The sequence below is a fragment of the Candidatus Neomarinimicrobiota bacterium genome, assembly GCA_012964825.1.
Lineage (GTDB): Bacteria > Fidelibacterota > Marinisomatia > Marinisomatales > S15-B10 > UBA2125.
Genome location: DTTI01000057.1, coordinates 6,123 through 27,615, shown reverse-complemented (window position 1 = coordinate 27,615; position 21,493 = coordinate 6,123). Strand labels below are relative to the sequence as shown.

19 protein-coding genes and 1 riboswitch are annotated in these 21,493 nt (G+C 53.1%); of the genes, 12 read left to right on the top strand and 7 right to left on the bottom strand.

Annotated features, from left to right (window positions below):
- From EYO21_05650 to EYO21_05640, 3 genes are all read left to right on the top strand, one after another.
- The coding region (locus tag EYO21_05650; protein HIB03292.1) for a S9 family peptidase at positions 1-1,945 on the top strand (1,945 nt) is incomplete at its 5' end.
- A 56-nt stretch (positions 1,946-2,001) separates the two neighbouring features.
- The gene (locus EYO21_05645; GenBank protein ID HIB03291.1) at positions 2,002-3,126 is read left to right on the top strand and encodes a histidinol-phosphate aminotransferase family protein; all 1,125 of its coding nucleotides are present in this window, start codon (positions 2,002-2,004) and stop codon (positions 3,124-3,126) included.
- A gap of 5 nt (positions 3,127-3,131) precedes the next feature.
- Positions 3,132-3,902, top strand: a complete 771-nt coding sequence (locus tag EYO21_05640; protein ID HIB03290.1) for a hypothetical protein — start codon at positions 3,132-3,134, stop codon at positions 3,900-3,902.
- 73 nt (positions 3,903-3,975) lie between these two features.
- On the opposite strand, the gene rpmB is transcribed toward EYO21_05640, so the two are convergent.
- Positions 3,976-4,167: a 50S ribosomal protein L28 gene (rpmB, locus tag EYO21_05635; GenBank protein HIB03289.1), complete on the bottom strand. Its 192-nt coding sequence runs from the start codon at positions 4,165-4,167 to the stop codon at positions 3,976-3,978.
- A 158-nt stretch (positions 4,168-4,325) separates the two neighbouring features.
- Between rpmB and EYO21_05630 the strand changes: the two genes are divergently transcribed.
- The 6 genes from EYO21_05630 to msrA all read left to right on the top strand — a co-directional run bounded on the left by EYO21_05630 (position 4,326) and on the right by msrA (position 10,434).
- The gene (locus EYO21_05630; protein HIB03288.1) at positions 4,326-4,562 is read left to right on the top strand and encodes a hypothetical protein; all 237 of its coding nucleotides are present in this window, start codon (positions 4,326-4,328) and stop codon (positions 4,560-4,562) included.
- Between the two features lie 99 nt (positions 4,563-4,661).
- Positions 4,662-4,955 (top strand): hypothetical protein, encoded by a 294-nt coding sequence (locus EYO21_05625; protein HIB03287.1) that lies wholly within the window; start codon positions 4,662-4,664, stop codon positions 4,953-4,955.
- Positions 4,956-4,972: 17 nt separating this feature from the next.
- Positions 4,973-6,631 (top strand): amidohydrolase, encoded by a 1,659-nt coding sequence (locus EYO21_05620; GenBank protein ID HIB03286.1) that lies wholly within the window; start codon positions 4,973-4,975, stop codon positions 6,629-6,631.
- A gap of 85 nt (positions 6,632-6,716) precedes the next feature.
- The gene (locus tag EYO21_05615) at positions 6,717-8,318 is read left to right on the top strand and encodes an amidohydrolase (GenBank protein ID HIB03285.1); all 1,602 of its coding nucleotides are present in this window, start codon (positions 6,717-6,719) and stop codon (positions 8,316-8,318) included.
- Positions 8,319-8,404: 86 nt separating this feature from the next.
- Positions 8,405-9,856 (top strand): M24 family metallopeptidase, encoded by a 1,452-nt coding sequence (locus EYO21_05610; GenBank protein HIB03284.1) that lies wholly within the window; start codon positions 8,405-8,407, stop codon positions 9,854-9,856.
- A 56-nt stretch (positions 9,857-9,912) separates the two neighbouring features.
- Positions 9,913-10,434: a peptide-methionine (S)-S-oxide reductase MsrA gene (gene msrA, locus EYO21_05605; GenBank protein HIB03283.1), complete on the top strand. Its 522-nt coding sequence runs from the start codon at positions 9,913-9,915 to the stop codon at positions 10,432-10,434.
- A gap of 3 nt (positions 10,435-10,437) precedes the next feature.
- On the opposite strand, the gene EYO21_05600 is transcribed toward msrA, so the two are convergent.
- The gene (locus EYO21_05600) at positions 10,438-12,804 is read right to left on the bottom strand and encodes a TonB-dependent receptor (protein HIB03282.1); all 2,367 of its coding nucleotides are present in this window, start codon (positions 12,802-12,804) and stop codon (positions 10,438-10,440) included.
- A riboswitch (TPP riboswitch) is annotated at positions 12,793-12,897 on the bottom strand. (Overlaps the previous gene by 12 nt.)
- 102 nt (positions 12,898-12,999) lie before the next feature.
- Here EYO21_05600 and EYO21_05595 point away from each other — a divergent pair.
- The gene (locus EYO21_05595; protein ID HIB03281.1) at positions 13,000-14,871 is read left to right on the top strand and encodes an oligopeptide transporter, OPT family; all 1,872 of its coding nucleotides are present in this window, start codon (positions 13,000-13,002) and stop codon (positions 14,869-14,871) included.
- Positions 14,872-15,948 carry an adenosine deaminase gene (add, locus tag EYO21_05590; protein HIB03280.1) on the top strand — a complete coding sequence of 359 codons (1,077 nt, stop codon included), beginning with the start codon at positions 14,872-14,874 and terminating at the stop codon, positions 15,946-15,948.
- Positions 15,949-15,953: 5 nt separating this feature from the next.
- Here the strand turns inward: add and EYO21_05585 are convergent, their stop codons facing one another.
- Both EYO21_05585 and EYO21_05580 read right to left on the bottom strand, forming a co-directional pair.
- Entirely contained in the window at positions 15,954-18,398 is a 2,445-nt protein-coding gene (locus EYO21_05585) for a hypothetical protein (GenBank protein ID HIB03279.1), read from the bottom strand.
- 6 nt (positions 18,399-18,404) lie between these two features.
- Positions 18,405-19,466: a site-2 protease family protein gene (locus tag EYO21_05580; protein HIB03278.1), complete on the bottom strand. Its 1,062-nt coding sequence runs from the start codon at positions 19,464-19,466 to the stop codon at positions 18,405-18,407.
- An 87-nt stretch (positions 19,467-19,553) separates the two neighbouring features.
- Here EYO21_05580 and EYO21_05575 point away from each other — a divergent pair, with 87 nt between their 5' ends.
- Positions 19,554-19,955: a hypothetical protein gene (locus EYO21_05575; protein HIB03277.1), complete on the top strand. Its 402-nt coding sequence runs from the start codon at positions 19,554-19,556 to the stop codon at positions 19,953-19,955.
- 5 nt (positions 19,956-19,960) lie between these two features.
- On the opposite strand, the gene EYO21_05570 is transcribed toward EYO21_05575, so the two are convergent.
- The 3 genes from EYO21_05570 to EYO21_05560 form a co-directional block, all read right to left on the bottom strand.
- On the bottom strand, positions 19,961-20,455 hold the full coding sequence (locus tag EYO21_05570) for a hypothetical protein (GenBank protein HIB03276.1): 495 nt from the start codon (positions 20,453-20,455) through the stop codon (positions 19,961-19,963).
- Positions 20,456-20,813: 358 nt separating this feature from the next.
- Positions 20,814-21,116 carry a peroxidase gene (locus EYO21_05565; protein ID HIB03275.1) on the bottom strand — a complete coding sequence of 101 codons (303 nt, stop codon included), beginning with the start codon at positions 21,114-21,116 and terminating at the stop codon, positions 20,814-20,816.
- Positions 21,117-21,362 carry a peroxidase gene (locus EYO21_05560; protein ID HIB03274.1) on the bottom strand — a complete coding sequence of 82 codons (246 nt, stop codon included), beginning with the start codon at positions 21,360-21,362 and terminating at the stop codon, positions 21,117-21,119.
- Positions 21,363-21,493: the final 131 nt, after the last annotated feature.

Here is a 21,493-nt window from a genome sequence, read left to right as displayed (position 1 = left end):
ACAGCAGGAAATCGGACGGCTCACTGTCGATCGTTATCTAAGTTGGGAAGATATAGAAAACCCTCAACTTTCCCCTGACGGTCAGCAGATCATCTATGCCCGAAGGTGGGTAGACGCTGTAAATGACAATTGGGAAACCTCTCTCTGGATAATGAATGTTGACGGTAAAAAGAACCGGTTTCTCATTGACGGATCATCTCCTAAGTGGTCACCCGATGGTACGCGAATTGCCTTCCTTGCCCCAGGTAAACAAGGTGGAACCCAACTCTTCGTCCGTTGGATGGACGCAGAGGGCGCAGTAAGCCAGGTCAGCCGCGTTACTGATTCACCCTCGAACATCACATGGTCGCCTGACGGAAATTCCATTGCCTTCCAGATGGTCGTACCTCCAGTTGATGATGGACTGTGGAATATCAATATGCCACCTAAGCCCAACGAAGCGGATTGGACCGCAAAGCCCACCATAATCGAGCGACTCAACTACCGTCGCGATCGGGTAGGTTATCATCCCAAGGGATATCGTCACATATTCGTAATTCCCGCAGATGGTGGTACACCGCACCGCCTAACCCATGGTAATTGGCATCATGATTCTTTTAAATGGATGCCAGATGGAAAAACCATAGTTTTTGAGTCTCTTCGAATTGAAGATGCGGAATACCAGTGGCGAGAATCTGAAATTTATTCAGTGGATGTTAATTCTGGAAACATTCGTCAGCTCTCAAAAAGGAAAGGGCCGGACCGTGGTCCAGTACCGTCCCCAGATGGTCATTATATTGCCTACACCGGTCACGACTGGAGTGACGACACCTACATCGAAGAAGGACTCTATTTCATGAAAGCCGACGGCTCCAAGCCTGAACGGATCGCGGAGGAAATGGGTCGTCGGCCGGGCAATCTAACCTGGTCGGAGGATGGAAGCGGTGTCTACTACACCGCGGCTATGAACGGCACCTCGAATCTCTACTTTGCGCCACTATCCGGTAAACCACGACCTGTAACCAAGGGTAAGCATATTCTCCGTATCACAGACATCGGTAAGCGCGGCCTGGCTGTGGGGACACTAAGCAGCTACCACGTACCGAAAAACTTGGTCTCTTTCAGGATCAGGAAGCCGTCACAAATTCAAACACTCTACGCTTCGAATAAAACACATCTGTCGGAAGTCAAACTGGGAGAGGTGGAAGAAATCTGGTACAAATCGGTGGACGATTTTCGTATCCAGGGATGGATCGTGAAGCCACCCGATTTTACCCCCTCAAAAAAATATCCCCTGATTTTGAGGATTCATGGTGGACCTCATGCCATGTATAATGGGGGATTCGATTTCAAAAATCAGAATCACGTCGCAAATGGCTATGTGGTTCTCTACACAAATCCCCGTGGAAGCTCCGGCTACGGAAGCGCTTTTGGTAATGCCATAAAGAATGCATATCCAGACAAGGACTTTGATGATCTCATGGCAGGTGTGGATGAAGTCCTTTCGCGCGGATACATTGATGATAAAAATCTCTTCGTCTATGGCGGGAGTGGAGGAGGAGTTCTGACAGCCTGGATAGTTGGTCACACGGACAGATTTACCGCTGCTGTGTCTAAAGCACCCGTCATCAACTGGATGAGCTTCGTTGGAACGACGGATGGTTCTTCTTGGTACTATAACTTCGAGAATTTGCCCTGGGAGGATCCGAGCGAGCACTTACGGCGTTCACCCCTCATGTATGTGGGCAACGTCACTACTCCTACCATGCTCATGACCGGAGAAAAGGATCTCCGAACTCCAATGGAGCAAACGGAACAGTATTACAAAGCCTTGAAACTTCGGAAAGTGCCTACAGCCATGATCCGGCTCACCGATGGTTGGCACAGCAGAAGTAGGCCACCGACCAATTTCATCCGCGTACAGCTTTACCTGAGGAACTGGTTCGAACGCTTCTCAGTTGAATGACCTTTGGTTATTAGATCAAAAAAGTTGAACTGCTATTCTCTTAAGGAGGTAAGCATATGAGTCATACACTAACAAGACGCGAATGGTTATCTAGAAGTCTCACAATTGCTGGTGGAGCAGCGGCGGCAGGTTCAGGGTTCTTCCTCACGCCTGTTATTGCATCATCGAAGCTTTCGAGAAGAGTGCCTCTCCGTATGATGTACAATGAGAATCCCTATGGCCCTTCCTCGGTAACACGACGTGCCATGCGAATGGCTTTCCAGGAAGCAAACCTGTACAACATGGAACCGGCTACTGCTGAACTCAAAGCACTCATCGCCGATCAAGTGGGACTAACATCTGAACATGTTTTCATCGGTGCAGGCTCCACGGAAGTCCTGAATGTTGCGGCACTCACCTACGGGCGGGATGGTGGGGAAATCCTTTCTCCCGATCCCACGTTTGAAGCCATTAATGACTATGGAAAGACAACCGGTGCTGTGCTCAAGAAAATTCCCCTTCAAGATGACTTTGAGATGGATATTCCCGCCATGCGCAAAGCAATAAGTGCCAAGACGAAGCTGGTCTATGTCTGCAATCCTAACAATCCTACAGGGAATATCACAAAGGATCGGAGATTGCGCCCGTTCTGCGAGGAAGCTTCAAAGAAGGCGCTTGTCTTCGTTGACGAAGCTTATCATGAGTATGTTCGTGATAAGAACTATCGCTCCATGATAGACCTGGTGAAGGCTGGGGAAAATGTTCTTGTCTCTCGCACAGCCTCAAAGATCCACGCGTTGGCAGGAATGAGGATTGGTTTCGGTTTTGCGAAACCGGAGATCGTATCAGCGCTTGAACCTCATATGACGGGAGGACTTCTCAATATGATGGGACTCCGAGCGGCGCTAGCCAGCTATAGAGACAATGATCATCAATTGTTCTGCCGGAAGAAAAATGATGAAGCAAGGAAAGTCGTGACAGATGTTCTTGACGAAATGGGCCGAGAGTATGCGTCCTCAAAGACGAACTTCATCTTTTTCCACACCGGACGCCCCATTCAGAAGTTTCAGGCTGAGATGGAAGAAAGGGGTGTGCGAGTCGGTCGACCCTTCCCCCCCTACTTGGACTGGTGTCGTCTCACCCTGGTCAAACCTGAACAGATGTTGAAGTTCGTGACGGCGTTTCGGGAGGTCATGTCATAAAAAAAATGAATATGATTTTAACATTACGCCTGGGCATTACCACCAGCAGTGCACGCCATTGTGTCACTGTCCCCCCCTACCGAAATCTGCTTTTCATGGTGATACTTTTAACGGCTGGCCGAGCTCAGGATAGCCCTGAATTCAGCACTGGAAGACCCGGACATGTAGAGACAATTCATATTCTTCCCAGAGGATATTACCAGTTTGAATCTAACTGGACACCTCCGGATGACGGAGGTGTCATCATGCTCAGGACAGGATTAACCCAAAAGCTTGAGGCCCGTTTTACATTGGATGACCTTTTTTCTGAAAGTTCATCCAATCTGGGGGGCGTCACCGCCGGATTGCTTATGGCTATCCGGGAGGATGGCGGGCTACCCGGAATGGGTGTGGCGCTATCACTGTCTGTACCAGATACGGACGGATTTCAAATGGATGCCGCACAGATTAATCTCGTGTTTCCCTTTTCCAAAGGATTAACCGATGATCTGGGCCTGGACTGGCATCTGGCTGCATCCCATGCTGATGGCGAACTGGCCTTCTCTTTTGCATCCCTGCTTGGTTATGGTATTTCGGAAAGGGTGGGCCTGTTTGTGGGCTCCTGGGGCGGCAGTCCCATGGATGCAATGTCAGATATGAGCCTCTCCATGGATACGGGCTTTACCTATATGCTCCGGGATAATATCCAGCTGGACCTGAACGGCGGGATCCCGATAACAGATAATGGTGAGGCCGTCTTCATAGACATGGGGGTGTCTTTCAGGCTGCCGAATTGATTTGGAATAAATAAACACGACGCTGAGAAACGCCGTCAGAGACGTTTGATCAGACTGCTATTTTTGAAGGGAACTAAACTGCCTTCAGCACTTTGCCTGAACGAAGGCACTTTGTACAGACACGGATACGTTTGATAGAACCGTCAATGTTTGCCTTAACCCGCTGAAGATTGGGATTCCATCGGCGGCGGCTCTTGTTGTGGGCATGGCTCACGTTATTACCGGCCACGGGCTTTTTGCCGCATATTTCACATACTCTCGCCATTATTACATCTTCTTAAGGGCGCAAAGTTAATAGCAGCCGATCAATCCGCAAAATAGTCGCATTCGACAAAGTTTTGAAAAAGAGCTCTTCACTTCATGATCCCCTCCAAGCTAACTTTATTAGGATTGTCAGATGAACCAGTATCTCTCGAGACAAAAATGAATAGAGAAGAATTTATCGACCCGCGGGATATGGACGAGGTCACCGCAGAGTCTGATCCCCGGCGCCGGGAGATGAGGCGGTCTACCATCACCACCTACAGAAAAGAAGAGAGACTGAACGAGGGAGATCCCGTCCCGGACCTGAGCCTGGAAAGGCTAGAGGAGACCGGTTCCGTCGGTTTATCTCATCTGGGCAGCCGCCCTGCGGTGCTCATTTTTGGCAGCTACACCTGACCCCCCTTCCGCAGCCGGTCCGGCGAACTTCAAGAGTTTTTCAACGATTATGCAGATTCGGCGGACTTTTACATCGTCTACATAGCTGAGGCCCACAGTGTGAACGAGTGGCAGGCCGATTCCAACGAAGAGGCCGGCATTCGCATCAGGCAGCATGAAACCTTCCAGGAGCGCCTGGCCGCAGCCCGGCTCTGTACCGAAAAGCTCGGTTTGGCTATCCCCACCCTTGTAGATGGTATGGACAACACGGCTGCGGACGTTTTCTCCGCGTGGCCGGAGCGGATCTACATCCTCAATGAAGAGAAAGTTCACTATAAAGGCGGTCCGGGACCGTATGAGTTCAATCCAAGAAAGGCGAGAGAATCGCTTATTCAACTTCTCAGCACCCCATAAAAACCTAAGAGTCCCACCTGAATACAGCCTTGCACGCTCGTCCCAGACTACTCATCCTTCTCTTTTTATTAACATTCGGATGCGGTCCCAGAACTGAAGTTGACCTGCTCCTGGTAAACGGCAGGATTGTCACCGCCGGTGACGGTTTTCCCATCTACGCCACCCTGGCTGTTAAGGAAGGTGTGGTCCACGCCGTAGGCGACCACTCCCTGGCCCGCCACTACCGGTCTGCAAAAAGAATTAACCTCAATGGGAAAACGGTCATCCCTGGTTTCAACGATACGCACCAGCACGTCCGAGGCCGGCCACGCCGGCACCTGGAACTGGGAGACCTCACTTCTCTCAAAGATCTCCACAGCCGCATCCAGACCAAGGCGGAAGAGCTGGGGCCCGGTGAGTGGATCACCGGTTACGGCTGGGCTGAGGACGATCTGTCGGAAAAACGGAGGCCCCTCCGGTGGGACCTGGACGAGGCGGCGCCGGAAAACCCAGTTATCCTCTCCCGTGCCGGGGGTCACAGTGCCGTGGCCAGCTCCCTGGCACTGAAACTGGCGGAGATAGACAGAAATACCCCGGATCCCGAAGGGGGCGTTATTGAACGGGACGACTCCGGTGATCTCAACGGCATCATCCGGGAGCGGGCAGGCCTGGTCTACCGGCTGGTCCCTAACGCCACCTGGGAAGAGCTGAAACCGAGCTTTATCAACAACCTGGAACATTTCCTCTCTCTCGGCATCACCAGTTTCATCCAGGCCGGCGCCACCATTGAAGAGTGGGGCCAGTGGCAGGAAGTCTACAACGAGCACGGTGAGGAGCTCCCCCGGGCCACTGTCCAGATCCGCTGGACCAGCAGGGAGAAGATGGAAGCGTCCGGCCTCATGACGGGCCAAGGTGATGACCATCTCCGAGTAGGCGCCGTCAAAATCCTGGCAGATGGGGGCTTTACCGGTCCGGCAGCCTACACCATTGACCCCTACAAGGGCCGAAAAACCTACCGGGGCAAAATGAACTATTCCGACGAGGCGCTGGAAACCATCATTTTCGACGCCCACGAAACAGGGTGGCAGCTCGGTTTCCACGCCATTGGTGACGCCGCCATTAAGATGACCGTGGAAATGTTCGTGGACGCGCTGGAGAAATGGCCCCGGGGCGATCATCGCCACTACCTGAACCACTTTACCGTCTCCCCGCCAGCGGAGACCTACCGCCTCATGGCCATGCACGGTATCCACATCGCCCAGCAGCCCAACTTCACCTGGACACTGGACAGCCGCTACATGGAAAACTTGGACGACGACAGGCTGGAGCTCAACAACCCCCTCCGGACACCCATGGACTACGGCATCTTTGTGGCCCTGGGGAGCGACATCCTCCCCACCGGCCCCTTCCAGGGGCTCCACTCCTCCGTCACTCGCCTGGGGAAAACGGGCCGTGTCTTCGGCCCCGGTGAGCACCTATCCATGGAAGAGGCCATCTTGGGCTACACCCGCAACGGCGCCTTCCTCACCTTTGAAGAAAATATCAAGGGGACACTGGAACCGGGTATGCTGGCTGACTTTGTTATTTTGTCACAGGACATTCTTTCCGTCCCCGCCGAAAAAATCAGGCGGACCGCTGTGGAAAAAACATATGTGGGCGGAAAACTTGTTTATGACGCCTCAAAGAGTGAACTTTGAGTTACCGAATTAATGTGGGGTAATCTTTGACGGGGAACGGACAACTCCGTTTCACTATCATCTCAGAATCGCGAAGGAGCAATAGATGAAATCACTGTTTAATCTCAGAACTCTCCTGGCTGTCACTCTTCTTCTAAACTCTCCCATTTTCCCCCAACTGGAAAAAGTAAAGCATAAACCGAATCCCAAAAAGATGGTCGATTTCGGGGATCTCGGCGCCGGGCCTTACAAGCGCCTTGTGATCCGCAATGTGATGGTGATCCCCGGTCACGGCGGCCCCGCTACCGGACCTTACGACATACTCGTTACGGGCAACGTCATTTCTGAAATGCGCGGGCACGACCCCGATGAACCTAGCAAGATGAAAGGGGACCGTGTTATCGCTGGAGACAACCTCTACGTCATGCCCGGCATGCTCAATCTCCACCTTCACCTCCGTGGTGAAGACCTGCCCCTGGACTACATCTATTACCTCCAGCTCGCCACCGGGATCACCTCCATCGGTCCCGCTGAACAGGGCCGAGTGAAGGATCAGCTGGAAGCAGAACGAAACAATGAAATTATCGCGCCGCGGTTATTCCCCATATACTCATGGGGCAATACAACTGACTTCGAAAGCGATTTTCTCATGAATCCCGAAAATGCCGACAGAGTGGCCAAAACCATGATCCGGAACGGTGTTCGCCAGGTCTACCTGAACGGTCTCTGCTGGAACCCCGTCATGTTTGGTGCCGCGGCAAAAGCAATCGAGGCCGCCGGTGGGATTACAGCTGTACATATTCAGCCTTCCTCCACATCTCAGGTCAACGCCCTGGATGCGGCACGCCTCGGCGTTACCATGATTGTTCATCACTACGGCTATGCTGAATCGGCCCTCAACCGGCGGGTGCAAAACTATCCCGTCGATTATAACTACCGGGATGAGAACAAGCGGTTCCGGGAAGCGGCCCAGGTGTGGATCGAGGCCGGGGAAAACCCCGAAACGCGCCACCGCCTGCTAAATGATGTTGTCGATTCACTGGTCTATTACGGTGTCACCATGCAGCCCAACAGGGCCACCTATGAGGCCAATAGGGATATCATCCGCGCCCACGGCCTACCGTGGCACGAGAAGTATACTCACCAGGCACTGTGGGAAATGCACCTCCCCAACCCTGACAATCACGCTTCATTCCAGTATAACTGGACATCCCTGGACGAATACCGGTGGCACTATATGTACGACCTGTGGGGAGACCTCATTTTTGAGTTCAACAAACGGGGCGGCCGGGTCGCCTATGGTACCGATGACAACTACCAGTGGTCCACCGGCGGTTTCGGTAACATCCGGGAACTCCAGCTGGTTCTGGAATCGGGCATGCACCCACTGGAGGTCTTACGCACCGCTACCTACAACAGCGCCCAGACCATTCTCGAACCGAAGCTGGGTATGGTCCAGAAAGGATATATAGCTGACATCCTGGTGGTGGACGGAAGTCCTGCCGAAAATTTCCGATACCTCTACCCCTTCGGATCCATCATGATGGATCCGAAGACCAAAGAGATGTACCGGTCGGAGGGAATTATCCACACTATCAAGGATGGTGTTGTTTTCGAGAACGATAACCTCATGCGCGAGGTGGAGCGCATTGTGGCCGAATCAAAGAAATACGCCGGCCCGGACGTGGTCACCGAACCGTTTAAATAAACACCCGTGGGATTAATCGAAAAACCAATCGTTAATCAAATTGCGCCGGCAATGTTGCGAGGGCAACTTCATTTATTGAGGTAACTATGCGAACAAAAGTCCTGATCCTTTTCACAGTCTTATTAAACATTGTTTCGGCTAAAGGATATTTTTCAGCCGAAGAATTCAAAGAACGCCGCACCAGACTGGCGCGGGAGATGGAGCCGGGATCAATTGCTGTTTTACAGGGAGCACCTACTGAAACCGGTTATGTAAAATTTCGTCAATATAACGAATTTTACTACCTCACCGGAATCGAGACGCCACACGCCTATCTGTTGATCAAGGGTGAATCAGGTGAAACCTCCCTCTACCTGCCCCATAAGAACGCCCGCCGGGAACGAAGCGAAGGGCCCCTTCTTTCGGCGGAAGATACGGAGGCGGTCCAGGCACTGAACGGTGTTGATCATGTCTACTCCACTAAAGCAATGGGTGAACATCTGTCGCGGATGCGAATGCGTAAGAAACCGGTTGTCTATCTTTACCAGTCACCACCGGAAAGGCATGCCGAAAGCCGCGATCTGCTGCTTCGCTACGATGGCGATATTCAGAACGATCCCTGGGATCATACTATTCCCCGGTACAAGGATTTCATCCAGAATATATCGACCCACATGGCGGGATCGGAAATCAGAGACCTGACACCCATTTTGGATCAGATGCGATTAATCAAGAGTAAAGCAGAGATCGAAGTGATCAAAAAGGCTACCGTCCTCTCCTGCCTGGCGCTGATGGAGGGCATGCGCTCTACGAAACCAGGGATTTATGAGTATGAACTGGACGGCCTCGCAAAATATATTTACCACATCAACGGCTCTCAGGGGGATGCTTACTTTTCCCTCATCGCCAATGGCACAAATGCCTACATGCCTCATTACCACAATAAACAGGATCAGCTGAAAGAGGGTGATTTACTGTTAATGGACTATTCCCCAGACTACAATTACTACATGAGTGATATTACGCGAATGTGGCCCGTGGATGGAAAATTCTCTGAAGAACAGGCCCAGCTCTACGGGTTTTATGTAAAATGCTACCGCGCCATATTGGACAATATCCGCCCCAATGTGGCACCAGTGCAGGTACGCAAGGAAGCTGTAAAAGAAATGGAAGCTGTTCTCAAATCAGCCGAATTCAACCAGGATCATCATCGCAAGGCCGCCGAGAATTTTGTTGAAAATTACACCCGCTCCAGCAAGCGGGATTATTCCAGTCTGGGACACGGCGTCGGCATGGCGACCCATGATGTGGGTGATCATTCAAAAAAACTTCTTCCAGGAATGGTCTTCACAATAGAACCAGCACTTCGGGTACCGGAAGAAAATATTTATATCCGGCTGGAAGATCTCATTGTAATCACCGAAAATGGTGCTGAAATTGTGTCAGATTTTGTACCCATGGATATTAAAGGCATTGAAAGACTAATGAGGGAAAGGGGAATTCTGGACCGTTATAAGCGCCTGACAGAAAAAGAGGTTAAGTCATACCTTCCTCAATGAAATCAACACTCACTTGCCTAATATTTTCAATGACCCTAACTGCCGGAGACAAGAGAATGGATACGAATGAGACCGCGACCCTGGGCGCCGGGTGTTTCTGGTGCGTGGAGGCCGTATTCGAGCGAATTGATGGTGTGGTGGACGTGGTGGCCGGGTACGCCGGTGGCCATGTGAAGAATCCCTCCTACAAGGCTGTCTGCACCGGTAACACGGGCCATGCCGAAGTGGCACAGATCACCTTCAATCCCGAAAAGATCACCTACGGCCAGATCCTGGACGTCTTCTGGAAGGCCCATGATCCCACCACCCTGAACCGCCAGGGGAACGACGTGGGAACCCAGTACCGGTCCGCCATCTTCACTCAGGGTGAAGAACAGCGCAAGGTTGCCGAAACGTCCCTGAAAGCAGCCGGTGAATCAAAACTGTACAAAGACCCCATCGTCACGGAGATCCAAGCGCTGGATGTTTTCTATCAGGCTGAGAAATACCACCAGGATTATTTCAATAACAACACCAACGCTCCCTACTGCCAGTTTATCATCGCCCCGAAACTGAAGAAACTGAAGCTGGATAAATAGCGGTCAGAAACTGAATTCTACCATCAATCCGTAGTGGCGCGGGTCGCCCCAGCTGACGTATAGCTTATCCTTGTAGTCCGGCGGTTCCAGCCCGAAATAAAAGCCCCGAACGGCGTACCTTACGTCTAAAATATTCCGCTCCCACATTTTCACCGACCACGGCCCCCGGCGGTACCCCACATGGGCGTTCATCAGTTGGTAAGCACCGGAGACATTGTCGTGGCTGTCAGAATAATAGAACTCATCCTTGCCGATAATTTCCAGATGAGTAAACAGTCCGAACGGCCGGCCGGTATCGAAGGCCAGGGTGTATGAGTAACTCGGCGCGTGGGCTGCTCCCCGGCTGCCCAGGGTAATGTTTCCTCCCGACGACTCAAAAGTGAAGGGGTCAATGTAAGTGGAAAGCAGTCCCAGCGAAGCTGACAGGGAATAACTTTCCCCAAGCAGAAGTTTTCCGTCCAGTTCGGCGCCGGCCAGCGTCCCCGTGGTGGCGTTGGCGGTGTAGTAAAAAAAACTGTTGGGATCCCCCTCCAGTTGCTGGCTGGAGATGGAGACCTGCTGACCCGTCCGCCTGGCGGCGAAAAGAACAGAGCTTAAAGTAAGGCTCTCTCCGGCCAATCGGTAACCCACTTCCGCGTTAAGAATATACTCCGGGTCGTACAGCCTGTTGGTCTCGGTCAGGTACGGATGCTGGTTCACACCGCCGGCCTTGTACCCCCGGGCCAACGTGGCAAACAACCTGGAAGTCGGTGTTAGGAGAAACTGCACCGCTCCCTTCCCGCCCACCAGGATGTGGTCGATTTCGTAATTCACCGGACCCAGAGTGACGAACTGGTATCGGTCATCATACCCTCCCGCCGTGCCGTCGTATCGGATGGCATTGGTCTCCACCCGGATATTACCTTTCACCACCATCCGGTCCCCTATCGGCAGTTGGAACTGACCGTAACCAGCAGTAACGGAAAAATCGTAATCGCTGGTCATCTCCGTGGCATCCCCGCCGTAAAGGTAGCCTGTGGCATCGTTTTTTTCATTCATGGCCTTGCCGTAAACACCGGCCACCCATCCTCCGGAGACAACACGGAACTCCTGGGTCACCGTGGCCCGGTGCCGGTCGTTCCTGTCAAAGAACTCGTACTTCCACCCCTCTGTCAAAGGATTGAAATTGAAAGGCTCAGCACCCCAGAATTCCTCGTTCGCCCAGTCACCGTCGTAGCTGTGGACCAGGTCCGTTTCCGAGTAGGCAGTTACGGAGGTTAAGGTAATCCTCTCAGCCAGCGTCATCTTGGCGCGAAGGGAAAAAGCGTCTGTGGTCTGGCTGTCTTTGCCGAGATCGTTGGAGTAGGTATGCAAAAAGGTGTTGTTGTCCGGCGCCCAGGCGTCGTACCCGTTGTCCAGAACGGTCTGGAAGAACGTCCCCAGCAGATTGAACCGAGGTGACGGGGCGAACCTAAGTTTCGCCCGAAGGAGCTTTTCATCCCGCTTGTTGCTATCGAAGCTGTTCCTGAAAATATTCTGCCTGAACCCGTTGATGTAACCGGAGTGATAGGACAGCCTGTAGGCCAGCTTCTCTCCCAGAGGCCCTCCCACTGCTGCACCACGCCGACTGTTCTCCTGGGAGCCTAGGCCGTACTGTGCTTTGACGGTAAACTGGTCATCCGGGTCGGCGGACCGGAGTGAAATGAGCCCCGCCAGGGCGTTGGGCCCGAAGATGGACGACTGTGGCCCGCGGAACACTTCCACCTGGCGCAGGTCGTAAATGAGGCCTGCCATACCGAGACCGCTCAGGTCCACATCATCCATAACAAAACCGACGGAAAAGTTGGGTGGCCCTTCATCGGCGTAGTGGCTCCGCTCCCCCATCCCCCGGATCTGGAAATAGCGTGGACGGGACGTGCCGCCGGCATAATGAACATTGGGGATGGCCTCTAACACACCCTGGAGGTGGCTCTCGTCCATGGCTGATAGCTGGGCCCGTCCCACAATGGCCACGCTGGATGCCACGCTCTGGAGAAACTCTTCCGTAAACCCGGCCGTCACCACTACTACTTCTCCCCTTAGCGCCGTGGGCACAAGCCGGACGGTCACAGGCTCCTCTACTCCGGGAACGGCGACAGAGGTAAAACCTATATGGGATATTTCCACTGTGGAGCCCGGTGGTACGGAGAGTGAAAATTCTCCCTGGGCATCTGTCATCGTGCCGGTACCGGCTGCCACCACGTTGGCCCCGGGGAGGGGCTCACCGGTGGTGCCATCAAGCACAACTCCAGTAACGGTGACCTCAGGCACCTGCGCCGCCAGGGCAAGCGGAACAACGACGAAAAAGAAAACCCTCAGCGATCGGAGGGTGAACAGGATTAAGTTTCTCATTTTTCTCCCTTCGCTGGTATTATCCAGATCAGGTTCAAAGGGTGTCTCTCAGCCTCCCCGTTCACACCGGGGAAAGCACCCCTTTTCACTAAAGGAAATTACGCCCGGCGGCCGGTCTCATTCAAGGGTTCCCCAACTCCTTGCAAAGGTGACCATTCTCTCTCTATCTTTCGCGAAACTTCCAAGGAGCAAGATATGACTAACGGAGAGAATTCATTACCTGAAATCACTGTCAAAGCTATCATTCTGGGCATTCTGCTTTCAGCTGTTCTGGCCGGAGCCAACGCATACCTCGGTCTCTTCGCCGGCATGACTGTCTCTGCCTCCATCCCCGCCGCTGTCATCTCCATGGGAGTGCTCCGTTTTTTCAAAAATTCGAATATTTTGGAGAACAACATTGTCCAGACTGCCGCCTCAGCCGGCGAATCGCTGGCGGCCGGCGTCATTTTCACCATCCCCGCTCTCGTCCTCATGGGCTACTGGACCACATTTGACTATGTTGAAGTGGCCAAGATTTCAGCTATCGGCGGACTCATCGGCGTCCTCTTTACGATCCCCCTCCGCCGGGCTCTCATCGTCCAGGCGAAACTCCTTTACCCTGAGGGGATCGCCACGGCAGAAGTGTTGAAAGCCGGCGACGAGGCGAAGTCCGCCGCCACATCTGATGCGTCTGCGGGCATTAAAATCATTGGTGTTTCCGCCGTGGTGGGCGGTGTTATGAAAATTTGCCAGCAGGGGCTCTCCATGTGGCACGCAGCCGTTGAAGGTGCCCGCACCGTGGGCGGCGCCATATTTGGCATTGGCACGGACCTCTCCCCGGCCCTGGTCTCTGTGGGCTATATCGTGGGAAGGAATATTTCTATTCTCGTTTTTGGCGGCGGACTCATCTCCTGGGCATTCGCCATCCCCATTTATTCTGCCGTTTACGGCTATGAAGGCGACCCCATGGAGGCTGCCTGGAACATCTGGAATACCCAGATCCGATACCTGGGCGTGGGCGCCATGGTGGTTGGAGGCATCTGGTCCCTCATTAAACTGATGAAACCGCTGGTGGAAGGGATCAAGGCCAGCCTGGCTGCGCTGAAAGAAACTCAGGCCGGAGCCCTCGTAGACAGAAAAGAGAGGGACTTACCCATCAATTATGTGTTCATTTTGCTGGTGGCTATGCTTGTGCCAGTGTTTCTCCTCTACTACGACGTCCTGGAATCGGTGCCCGTGGCGGCGATGCTGTCACTGGTCATGATGGTGTTCGGGTTTCTCTTTTCAGCCGTGGCCTCATACATGGCCGGTGTGGTGGGATCATCCAATAACCCCGTCTCCGGCGTTACTATCGCTACCATCCTTTTTACCTCTCTATTACTGTTAAGCCTCCTGGGGGAAGGTTCCCCCGCGGGAGCAGCAGGGGCCATCCTGGTAGGAGCTGTTGTCTGCTGCGCAGCGGCCATTGGCGGCGATAACATGCAGGATCTGAAAACAGGCTATATCGTCGGTGCCACCCCGTGGAAACAGCAGGTGATGCAGGTGGTTGGCGTTCTGTCTGCCTCTGTGGTGCTGGGGCTTGTTTTGGATATTCTCCATACTGCTTATGTCATTGGCTCTCCCACCCTGTCGGCCCCTCAGGCAACACTCATGAAATCAGTGGCCGACGGTGTCTTTACCGGCAACCTGCCGTGGAATATGGTCATGTTCGGTGCTGTTATCGGTATTGCCATTATTTTGATCGATATTCGCCAGGAAAAAAGAGGCGCCGACTTTAGGGTCCACGTCCTGGCGGTGGCAGTTGGGATCTACCTACCCATTGAACTGTCCGTCCCCATCTTTATTGGCGGTATGGTGGCTCACCTTGCCAAACAGGCCGGCGCTGATAAAACGACGGAGAAAAAAGGACTGCTCTTGGCATCCGGCCTAATTACCGGAGAAGCGCTCCTGGGCATCATGGTGGCCGTACCCATTTTCGTCACCGCCAACAAGAACTGGTGGCCCACCGTGGGCGGTTTCTCCTGGCTGGGACCAGTCCTCTTTATCGGTGTTATCGCCTGGCTCTACCGCTCGGTCACAAAAAGATAGATGAAAATAACGAGGGATCTTCTTCACAAGCTGCCCAAAGTGGAACTACACTGCCACCTGGACGGCTGCCTGCGAATACCCACCATCATCGACCTGGCTCAGCGGAACAAGGTGGATCTCCCCTCCACAGACGAAGAACAGCTCAGAAGCATCCTCTCCGTGGGGAAAAAGCGCGGCACGCTGAAAGACTACATCAGGCGGTTTGACATCACCCTTAGCGTCATGCAGACGCCAAAGAGTCTCACCCGAACCGCCTATGAACTTGCGGAAGACGCAGCATCGGAGAATGTCCGTTACATTGAGATCCGCTATTCCCCCATCCTCCACACCCAGAAAGATATGACCCCTTCCGATTCTGTGAAGGCGGTCATGAAAGGGCTGAAAAAAGCGGAGAAGAATTTCAACATCCGGTGCGGCATTATCGTCTGCGGTATCCGGAGCATAAGCCCGGAGGCGTCACTGCAACTGGCGGACCTGACACTGAAGTTTAAGAACAAGGGCGTGGTCGGTTTCGACCTAGCCGGCGTTGAAGAAAACTTCCCCGCCAAGCACCACCGGGAGGCGTTCTACATGATCCTGAATCACAATATTAACGCCACCATCCACGCCGGCGAAGCGTTCGGCCCGGAATCCATCCACCAGGCAATTCACTACTGCGGTGCTCACCGCATTGGCCACGGTACAAGACTGAAAGAAGACAAAGGCCTGATGCAGTATGTGAACGATCATCGCATCACCCTGGAGGCGTGTATCCTCAGCAACTACCACACCAAGACTATCCGAAGCCTGAAGCACCACCCCGTCCGCTACTACTATGACCAGGGGATCCGCATCACCCTCAACACGGACAACAGGCTCATCTCAAACACTACTATGACAGATGAGTTCATGCTGGCCCACGACCTGTTTGGTTTTAACCTTTACGATTTCCGGGAAGTGACCATTACAGCCATAAAGAGCGCTTTTATGCACTATGACAAGCGAAAAAATATGATCAAGTCCATTGCTGATGAACTGGAAGGAAATTTTGGATTGATGCCGGAGTTCTTCCCTGGCAACCATACCACTAAAGCCTGAAACGGCTATTCCCTGATAACGGCCACTTTGGTGACCCGGGAATCACCACTTTTCGAGTAGACCGCCACAAGATAAATACCTGTACTGACCCAGTTTCCGCCGTCTGTTTTGCCATCCCAGAACGCCTGGTACCCCTGGACGGAAGGTGACGTGTTGTCGATCTGCCGGATCACCTCACCGGCGAGTGTCATGATCTTCAGTGACGATTCATCCATAAGGCCATCCAACACCATGGGCTCCGCCGCCGGGATCCGGTAAGGGCTCGGAAACGCTTTAAGATCGGCGTACGATTTTTTCTCTTTCGCAAAAGGGATTTTCAGTGCGTTGATCCCTTTGGAGGTGGCGATGTACGCCAGGCCTTTCCGGTCATCAATGGCCACTGCCGTCACCTCATTAGACAGCAGCATGCTGTTCTCTTTACTGAACCCGCTCCAGTCCGGCCACGGCGTCGCGTTGGAGAGCAAAACATAAAGCCCTCCGGTGATCGATGAGACCCAAACATTGTCCCGGCCGTCCACCGTAATCTTTGACCCTTCACCGAACGGTACACCGGCAAAGTAGGTGAAAAAGAAAGGTGTGAGTACCGTGTAGGCACTGTTGAAGGTGAGCCGCTGGAGACCCCGGGCCGTCAGAGCCCAGATGTCCTCGTCCCCGTTCAGAGCCAGGGACCAGACGGTGTTATCCGCCAGGCCATGAATGGTGGAAAAATTCCTCCACGAAACAGGCAGAAGGTCCTGATCATCGGGGACACCATCACCGTCGTCGTCCCAGTCCTCGCTGTCTAGAATACCATCCCCGTCACTGTCAATGTCCAGGGCGTCCGGTGTGCCGTCGCCATCGGCGTCCTGGTCCAGTTCCAGTACAAAGAGGCCGTCATCCTTACTGGTACCGATGACGGCGATCCAGCTTTCCGGCACAAGGATCTCCGTGGGGTTGTCAATTTTCTGTGTCACACCGCCACTCCCCATCTGGGGAATGTGGTGCCAGTTACCGTCATTGTCCGCCACGGTAATCTTACTATCCCGGTCACCGGCGCCGAAGTTGGAAATCCACAGGTTCTTGCCATCCACCGTGAGACCCCGGACGTTCATATAACCCTTTTTATCCGTGGGCACCACCTTTCCGCCAGTGGTGTCAAAAATGGCCATACCGCCGGGATCGTCCAGCGACAAACGGATAACACCGCCACTCATAGGTTCGTTAAAGTTATTCCTCGCCGGTCGGATACCCTGATAGGAGACCCACACTTCCCCTTCATCTTCAACCATGGACCACGCACGGGCCGAATGGTACTGGGCCGTGTCAGAAACAAATTCACCGTACTCTTCAGCGTTGTGGCTATAGACCGCCCACTTTTCTTCACTGGGGATCAGGTTGTACCAGCCGTTCTCATTGAGAACGGCCATGCCGTCGGGCCCGGCAGCCACCAGGCGGCCGTCTTCCAACACCGTCATGGCCGTGTAAACATTGCTGGCGGGAGAGTTGGGAATCCGCCACTCAAACTTTTCCCTGTCCGGTTTCCAGATGGCGATGCCGGAGTTGGAGGAGACGGTGAAATTGCCGTCGGCCGTGGGAACAAAACTGAACGGCTCGTGGCGGATATCCCAGCTGTCCTCCAACTCACCGAAACCGTCCAGGCGGACCAGATTCCACTTGGTGAGGAGTATAATGGCACTGGAAACGTCCCGGTTCACGTCCCGCAAATAGGTCCGACCACTGTAAATGTCACTCAAGAGTTGGGGCTTCATCTCCACGCTCCAGATCTCACCGTTAGCAATGGCCAGCAGTTCATCGCCCACGTGCCGCAACCGCGTCACAGGTTTCCCGGTAAATTCCGGGATACTGGTCCAGTTTTGGGGATAGTTGAGAATAAATTTTTTGAAGTCACCTGCAAACAGTCCTAGGTTGGTGGCTGCAAAGAGGGAGTCGTTCCGTAGGGCAAGGCCGCTGATAGCCTCCAGGTTCTCATCAGACGGATTATAGATCTGCTTGTAGCTGAATTCCCCATCCCGCATGACAAATTCCAGGATACCCCACTGACCATCCTTCGAATACGCCGCACAGACCACCGAATCGCTGATGGCCATGGCCGTCACCTCCCACAGGTCAAAGTTGAAAATTTTAACAGACTGCCGCTTTTCCAGGTCATAGACCTGGACCGTTCCGTTCGGTGCCGCACCGCCCAACCACAAGTGGCCGTTTCCGTCTTCAGCTATAACAGATAGATCTGTCTCTACCAGTCCATCAATGTTGGTCACTGTCTCAAACGACAGTGTTTCCCGGTCGTAAAGCAAAATCCCGCCGGAGGTGGCTGAGACCAGCAGGTTCCCCACCTCGATGGTCTCCCGCACATTCAGGAAAGAGGGGTACGATTTCCACTCACCCACCCTGCTCTGACTCAGCATCAGAACAGGCAAAAGAAGTAAAGTCAGTTTGATCCCGCGAATCATGGATTGCTAGCCAAAAGGAACCGGCATAAAACAGAGGATAAAAACGATGAGGCAGGCGATGCCGATAAGATGCTCCCGCTGAGTGAGAGGTGTACTCGTGTCAAGAATGGGTGGATGTTTTACCGTCCGCATGAGGAGCAGAATGAGTCCGCCCCACAACAGCCAGTTCAGGGAGAGAAAACTGAGAGGGATTAACATGAGGAATGCCAATTTGGCGATCTTGTCGTGCCCCTTTCCCAGCAGTGCATAGGCGATGTGCCCACCGTCCAACTGGCCGATGGGGAGCAGATTAAGCATGGTCACCAGCAGGCCGATCCAACCGGCAAAAGCCACAGAGTGGAGCATCACATCTTCACTTTCCGTCAAACCGGGAAAGACCATGGCGGTGGCCAGTTTCATCAGTAGCGACTCCCCGAGAATGATAGCCTCACCCGGAGCAATTTCCACTACCGTGGACATGGAGAGCCCGTAAAAAAGCAAGGGTACCGCCACCACGAATCCTGCAATAGGTCCCGCCGCGCCTATGTCCAACAGGGCCTTCCTGTGCTGGATGGGACTTTTAATCCTTATTACAGCACCTAGCGTGCCGATGAATGTGGGCGCTGGTATGAAATAGGGCAACGTTACATCAATATTGTGCTTCTTGCCGTAAAAGTAGTGGCCGAACTCGTGACATCCCAAAATGAGAAGCAAAGTGGCTGAAAAGGGGAATCCCATGGAAATCTCAGACAGTGAGAACGGATTGCCCCCCTCCATAATGGTCCCCGCCATGAGAGTCGTGACCACCGTGGCGAAGAACAGACCAATGTTCAGTGTCGGGATGACAATGGGCGGTTTCTCTTCTGGCGCTGCTGGAGAATCTTTCACTTTGATCCAGACGGTACCATCCTCCCCCCTCACGTCCGCCTCCAGCAGCTGGGCGGTGAGCTCTGTGGCTATGTCATCTCTCGTAGCACCGTTCACCAACTCCCCCATGGCAACCCACACATCACCACTGGTGCCCATCTTTTTTACACGGAGTTTTTCGTCAAGAGAGAGAAGAAGTTCACGAAACTGTTTTTCTGTCATGCTCAGCCTAAAGTGGAACTACAGCCACCGCCAAAGGTTCCTTCAACTAAGGTTGACATGGCGGATGCCCGTCAATAAATTGACGCCGTGAAACGGTTTATTGCTCCCCTTTTCCTCCTCGCTGGTACACTCTTCGGCCAGGAGGCGCCTCTCTTCGATGTCGATGTCCGTATCCGGGTGGTTAATGACGAGATGCTCTATGTGGTGGTCCAGGTGGACAACCGCTCCGGCCGCCGGGTCACCGAACTGGCCGGATACATAACAGAAGCAACTTCCGATGATCAAATTGTAAGCGAAAAAAGGATTGTCCACGTCCACCCCTATGACCCCGTGCTTACTAACGACCAGACCACCATCCGTGGCTACACCTACCCTTTCGAAAAGTCCATGGATCACCGGTTCCGGTACCACATAAGCCGCGTCACCTTCCGGAACGATGCCCGGGTGTTCGCCTGGAGCCCGACGGACGGTCTGATCCGCGTGGAATAAAGCGGCTACCCCTTTTTCTTCGACTGCTGTTTTTCCCACATCATCTTATACTGATCCTGGTTCTGTAACTCCAGCATGAGGCTGTTGATCCAATCCTTGCTCCTCCTGGTGTATTCATCCACCACAGATGCCGACTGACCCTGGGCCGTCATGTTCACAATCAGGATGGCTGAGGCGATGGGGATGTATCTGTTCAGTGGCTCTTTGTAGAAATTGTCCAGCACCCTTACCAGCTCAGCCGTTGAAAGGTAGTCTTCCAGTTCCGGCTTCAGGTGCTCTGTCACAAGGACTGAGTCAGCAGGCCACAATTTATAATAGTCGTAGAGGCGGCCGTCCTGGAGACCGTTCAGGTAAGCGGATTTAAGAAGGAAGGTATATTCGAGGGAACCGGAAGTTTTTTCCGAGATTCGCTGCCAGTCGCTACCGTCCCAGAAAAGTTTGTGATCCTGCGCCCACAGCCCCGCAGGCAGGAGCAGCGCTACAAGGAACAGCCCTTTCATAAGAAGAATCTAGTCAGAGGCGCTGTCTACGGAATCAACAATTTCAGAAAGCCGCCGGGTGATATAGACAAGAGTGAAACATACGGCTAAACCCACAACTGAGCCGATCAGTGAAGGAACCATTACTCTTTCTCCTTATCTGTCATTCCGGGCAGAATTTAGCTCAGAATTGTGTCTGAATGAAACGGTGAGGCAACTTCAGTGAAGAAGCATGTAATAGATCACATAAAGCCAGGAAAGAAGCCGTCAAAGATGGCCCAGAAGACCGACTTATTCACGCTGAAGGAGATGGCGATGGACAGGGGAGTACCGAATGTAATGCCCGTCTTGATCCACTGTCTCTGATCAAAAAATTCAATCATTTCCCCTTCCAGAAATCCTCAAGCTCCACACCGAGCCCGTCAGCCACCCTGTTCACATAGGCAAAGTAAGCCACTATCTGGTTGATATCCAGGATGGCCTTGTCATCAAAGCCATTGTCCCGGAGCGGTTGCAGGTCAGCCGGTTCCATTCGGGCCGGTGATTCTGTCAGTTTTACCGAATAGTCAAGCATTGCCCGCTGAGGTGGTGTCAAGTCAGCCTTGGTGTAATCCTCTTTGAGATGGTTCACCAATGTTTCATCCTTTGTCAGCCTGAGGAGGCCCTCCCCATGATGGGTCAGTCAGTAGTGACACTCATTGAGGGCTGACACAACAACAGCAATCATCTCCCGCTCCGGCCGCGGGATGTGTGACTTGCCGTACATAACCGCTTTATAAAGGGCAACGTGCCCCTTCAGCGATTCGGGGCTCAAACTGTGGATCTTTATAATATTGTCCACCCCGCCCCACGGCTCCATATTGTGGTCGTAATGTTCTTTCAGTTCCCCCTCAGCCTCACCTTCGAGGATCATTTTAATCCAGGCCATTCTTAAGCTCCTTTAATTTGAGGCGTGATGTTCTGTCTCTTCCGCCAGTCATAAATGGCTTCCAGAACACCACCGATACTGACCACACTTTCCACTTCTTCATCGGGACCGATATAAACATCCCGGCCGAA

Coding starts and splice junctions, on each gene's coding strand:
- EYO21_05645 (HIB03291.1), top strand. CDS start 2,002: ATGAGTCATACACTAACAAGACGCGAATGGTTATCTAGAAGTCTCACA.
- EYO21_05640 (HIB03290.1), top strand. CDS start 3,132: ATGAATATGATTTTAACATTACGCCTGGGCATTACCACCAGCAGTGCA.
- rpmB (HIB03289.1), bottom strand. CDS start 4,167: ATGGCGAGAGTATGTGAAATATGCGGCAAAAAGCCCGTGGCCGGTAAT.
- EYO21_05630 (HIB03288.1), top strand. CDS start 4,326: ATGAATAGAGAAGAATTTATCGACCCGCGGGATATGGACGAGGTCACC.
- EYO21_05615 (HIB03285.1), top strand. CDS start 6,717: ATGAAATCACTGTTTAATCTCAGAACTCTCCTGGCTGTCACTCTTCTT.
- EYO21_05610 (HIB03284.1), top strand. CDS start 8,405: ATGCGAACAAAAGTCCTGATCCTTTTCACAGTCTTATTAAACATTGTT.
- msrA (HIB03283.1), top strand. CDS start 9,913: ATGGATACGAATGAGACCGCGACCCTGGGCGCCGGGTGTTTCTGGTGC.
- EYO21_05600 (HIB03282.1), bottom strand. CDS start 12,804: ATGAGAAACTTAATCCTGTTCACCCTCCGATCGCTGAGGGTTTTCTTT.
- EYO21_05595 (HIB03281.1), top strand. CDS start 13,000: ATGACTAACGGAGAGAATTCATTACCTGAAATCACTGTCAAAGCTATC.
- add (HIB03280.1), top strand. CDS start 14,872: ATGAAAATAACGAGGGATCTTCTTCACAAGCTGCCCAAAGTGGAACTA.
- EYO21_05585 (HIB03279.1), bottom strand. CDS start 18,398: ATGATTCGCGGGATCAAACTGACTTTACTTCTTTTGCCTGTTCTGATG.
- EYO21_05580 (HIB03278.1), bottom strand. CDS start 19,466: ATGACAGAAAAACAGTTTCGTGAACTTCTTCTCTCTCTTGACGAAAAA.
- EYO21_05570 (HIB03276.1), bottom strand. CDS start 20,455: ATGAAAGGGCTGTTCCTTGTAGCGCTGCTCCTGCCTGCGGGGCTGTGG.
- EYO21_05560 (HIB03274.1), bottom strand. CDS start 21,362: ATGGCCTGGATTAAAATGATCCTCGAAGGTGAGGCTGAGGGGGAACTG.